The 2,895-nt window shown below is 63.0% G+C and carries 3 protein-coding genes and 1 pseudogene; 3 read left to right on the plus strand and 1 reads right to left on the minus strand.

The features are described 5' to 3' along the window. Positions 1 to 668: pseudogene (locus HFL01S_RS25485) on the plus strand (hypothetical protein); the annotation flags it as partial. Between the two features lie 163 nt (positions 669 to 831). On the opposite strand, the gene HFL01S_RS24280 reads toward HFL01S_RS25485, so the two are convergent. Further along, positions 832 to 1,767 (minus strand): LysR family transcriptional regulator, encoded by a 936-nt coding sequence (locus HFL01S_RS24280; RefSeq protein ID WP_169802381.1) that lies wholly within the window; start codon positions 1,765 to 1,767, stop codon positions 832 to 834. An 83-nt stretch (positions 1,768 to 1,850) separates the two neighbouring features. Here HFL01S_RS24280 and HFL01S_RS24285 point away from each other — a divergent pair, with 83 nt between their 5' ends. After that, positions 1,851 to 2,594, plus strand: coding sequence for a sulfite exporter TauE/SafE family protein (locus tag HFL01S_RS24285; protein WP_084383631.1), 744 nt, complete (start codon positions 1,851 to 1,853; stop codon positions 2,592 to 2,594). 6 nt (positions 2,595 to 2,600) lie between these two features. After that, the gene (locus HFL01S_RS24290) at positions 2,601 to 2,792 is read left to right on the plus strand and encodes a hypothetical protein (protein ID WP_157539120.1); all 192 of its coding nucleotides are present in this window, start codon (positions 2,601 to 2,603) and stop codon (positions 2,790 to 2,792) included. Positions 2,793 to 2,895: the final 103 nt, after the last annotated feature.

The following is a 2,895-nucleotide window of genomic DNA, read 5'->3' on the forward strand; positions in this document are numbered from 1 at the left end:
CTCCGGTTCGGCTGCCGGCCAATGAGATCGAGCAACTGGTGGTCCAAGCGCTGAGGAACTGGGCGTCGGATGCCAAACGGGTGGTGGATGCGGTGGGCTGGAGCGATGCCAAGGCGGCAGAAGACGCCATAGAAGCCGGGCAGAAGCTGGCGCTAGCGCTGGCCAAGAGTGATCAGGAACAGAACGCCCGGGAAACGCTGGGGCGCTGCGTTGAATCGGTGGAAGTCGGACCGACGGCGGTGGGGATCACCATCGACCTGGTGGGTGCCGGCATGGTCAAGGCAGGGGCTGGTCCCGAGACGGCTCAGATCGAAGTCGAAGCAGAGAGGAAACGCTGCGGCATGGCGGTGCGGCTGGTCATCGGTGGAGCCAATGCCAACCGGCCACCTGAGCCTGATCAGACCATGATCCAGCTGATCAACAAGGCACGTGACTGGCTGGAGCGTCTGACCAGGCTCGGACACGGCATCGGCGACATCGCCAAGAGCGAGAACGTCAGCCCAGGTTACGTGACCAGGTTGCTTCACCTGGCGCTGCTGGCGCCCGACATCACGCAGTCGATTGTGGTGGGAGATCACCCGATCGAAGTGACGGCCACCCGGTTGATGCAGGCCCTGCCCTTGCCGCTGGACTGGGCGGAGCAGCGCAAGGTGCTGGGGATGGGTTGAGGGGTTGAGGGGTTGAAGCCCCGGACACTCAGGACATGGGCCCTATGGCGGGATGCCAGAAGGGCTGTTGGGCAGCGAACCGTTCATCGGCTCAAGTCTGGCCGCTGACTACAAACGCCTCCTGAAGCTGTCGTTCCCCCGTGTCTGACAAAGTGTCCCTAGGTCATTGACTGAACACCTTCGATCGAGCGCCCAGCAGCGCATCGGCGAGCGCGCAAACGCTTGGCAGTTCGCTACCCGCTGTGGTCATGCACACCAGCAGCTTTCTGCGAGACCATGCATCTGAAAGTGCAACGATGCGGGTGCCTGCCTTGCCAAAGCGCACGGCAGCGCTCTCGGGCATGACCGCCGCCCCCACGCCCGCAACCACTAGTTCTGCGACAGCGTCAAACCCGCCCAGACGCACCCGATGGCGCGGGACGCGGCCGCTGCGGCTGGCCTGGGCTGCCAGAAAGCGGCTGAGACCACTGTCCCGGGCCAGGCCAACAAAGGGGTGCTCCAACAACTCGCCATAGGCCATCGAGCGGCGGCGGCCCAGGGGCCAGCGCGCAGGCAACAGCGCCACCAACCGGTCATCGACCCACGGCTGCACCAGCAGCCCTGAGGTGTCGACGTAGTCCGCGACGATGCCCAGGTCAGCGGTGCCACGGCGCAATGCGTCAATGACCGCCTCGCTCGGCAGCTCTTGCACGTCCACATCAAGATCAGGTGTCTTCACCAAGAATTGTCCGATCGTGCGCGGAAGGATCTCGGACATGGCGGCGGTGTTGCAAAGCAGTCGAACCGTACCGCGCAATCCATGGCCAAAGCTCGCCATCTCGACATGCAGCGATTCGAGTTCAGCAAGCACACGGTTGGCGTGACGCATCAGCGCGCGCCCCGCATCGGTGGGCACCGCACCTGACTTGAAGCGCTCCAGCAGGCGCGAACCGGTCGCGTCTTCAAGATGCTTGAGGCGTGCACTGGCCGCGGCGAGCGACAGGTTCACCGCTGATGCGGCGCCAGTGATGGTTCCATGCGTCATCACTGCGGCAAAGAGGTGCAGATCGAACGGATCGATGCGGTAATCGGTGGTGCGGCGCTTGGGGGTGGTGCTCATGACCTTCATCCTACGGAATCCACGAAGGACATGTTCGCAGCAATCCGTTGGACAGCGCTTGCCCTGCGCAGACACCATTGGGCATGGACACATTGCAGCTCTCGATGGTGGTCGTTGTCTTCGTTCTCGCGGGCGGCGTGAAGGGCGTCACTGGCATGGGACTGCCCACGGTGGCCATGAGCTTGCTGGGCCTGTGGATGCCACCGGTGCAAGCGGCCGCGCTGCTGGTCATCCCTTCGCTGGCGACCAACTTGGCGCAGTGCTGTGGCCCTCACCTGAGCTCGCTTGCATCCCGGCTTTGGCCTGGCTGGTTGGCGATCGCCATCGTGACTGTCGGTGCGCCAGGCCTGGGAGGAGCCGTCCACATGCCATCGGCCAAGGCCTGGTTGGGCGGAATTCTCATTGCCTATGGCATCTGGGGTCTGTGGCGACCTTATCTGCCCGATCTTTCATGCTCCAGCAAATGGCTCAGCGTGCTTGCAGGCACGGCCACCGGGGTTGTCACGGCGCTCACGGCCGTCTTCGTGTTGCCCTGGGTTCCCTACTTGCAGACGCTGCGGCTGAACAAGGATGAGATGGTGCAAGCACTGGGCCTGTCATTCACCGTCGCCACGCTGTCTCTGGCGGTGAGGGTGCAAATGTCAGCCCCATTCGAGTCGGGGTTGGCCTACCTTGCCATTGCAGTGGGCGGGGCATTGATCGGAGCATTTGGCGGGCTCAAGCTCGGTGAGGTGCTGCGGTGCCGCCTTGCTGGCCCCGCCTTCCAGAAGGCGCTTTTCGTGACTTTTGTGGTCTTGGGCGTGGCCAACCTGATCCAGGCCCAATAACATGCCATGAATAAGCCGATGGACTTGCTGGCTGCCGCTGCATTGTTGGAGCGGGCTTACAGACTGGCACATGTGCTGCTAAGCGAAGGCTTGCTCGAAGTCGAGAGTCGTCAGTTCGTTGCAAACGAGCTTGTCGAGGTACTCGACGAGGCTCGTGTTGCGCTGCTTGCGGCAAGTGACTTGCCCAGGCTGACCTGAGCTGCGCCTATCAGTGGTGAGTTGCCACCGCTGCATGCACGCCATCTGTGCGTGCCAGTAAAAAGGTTGGAATGAGGGCGGGCTGTTGACGCCGACCGAAAAT

Origin of the sequence: Hydrogenophaga flava NBRC 102514, assembly GCF_001571145.1 — a bacterium.
In the GTDB taxonomy this organism is placed as follows: domain Bacteria; phylum Pseudomonadota; class Gammaproteobacteria; order Burkholderiales; family Burkholderiaceae_C; genus Hydrogenophaga; species Hydrogenophaga flava.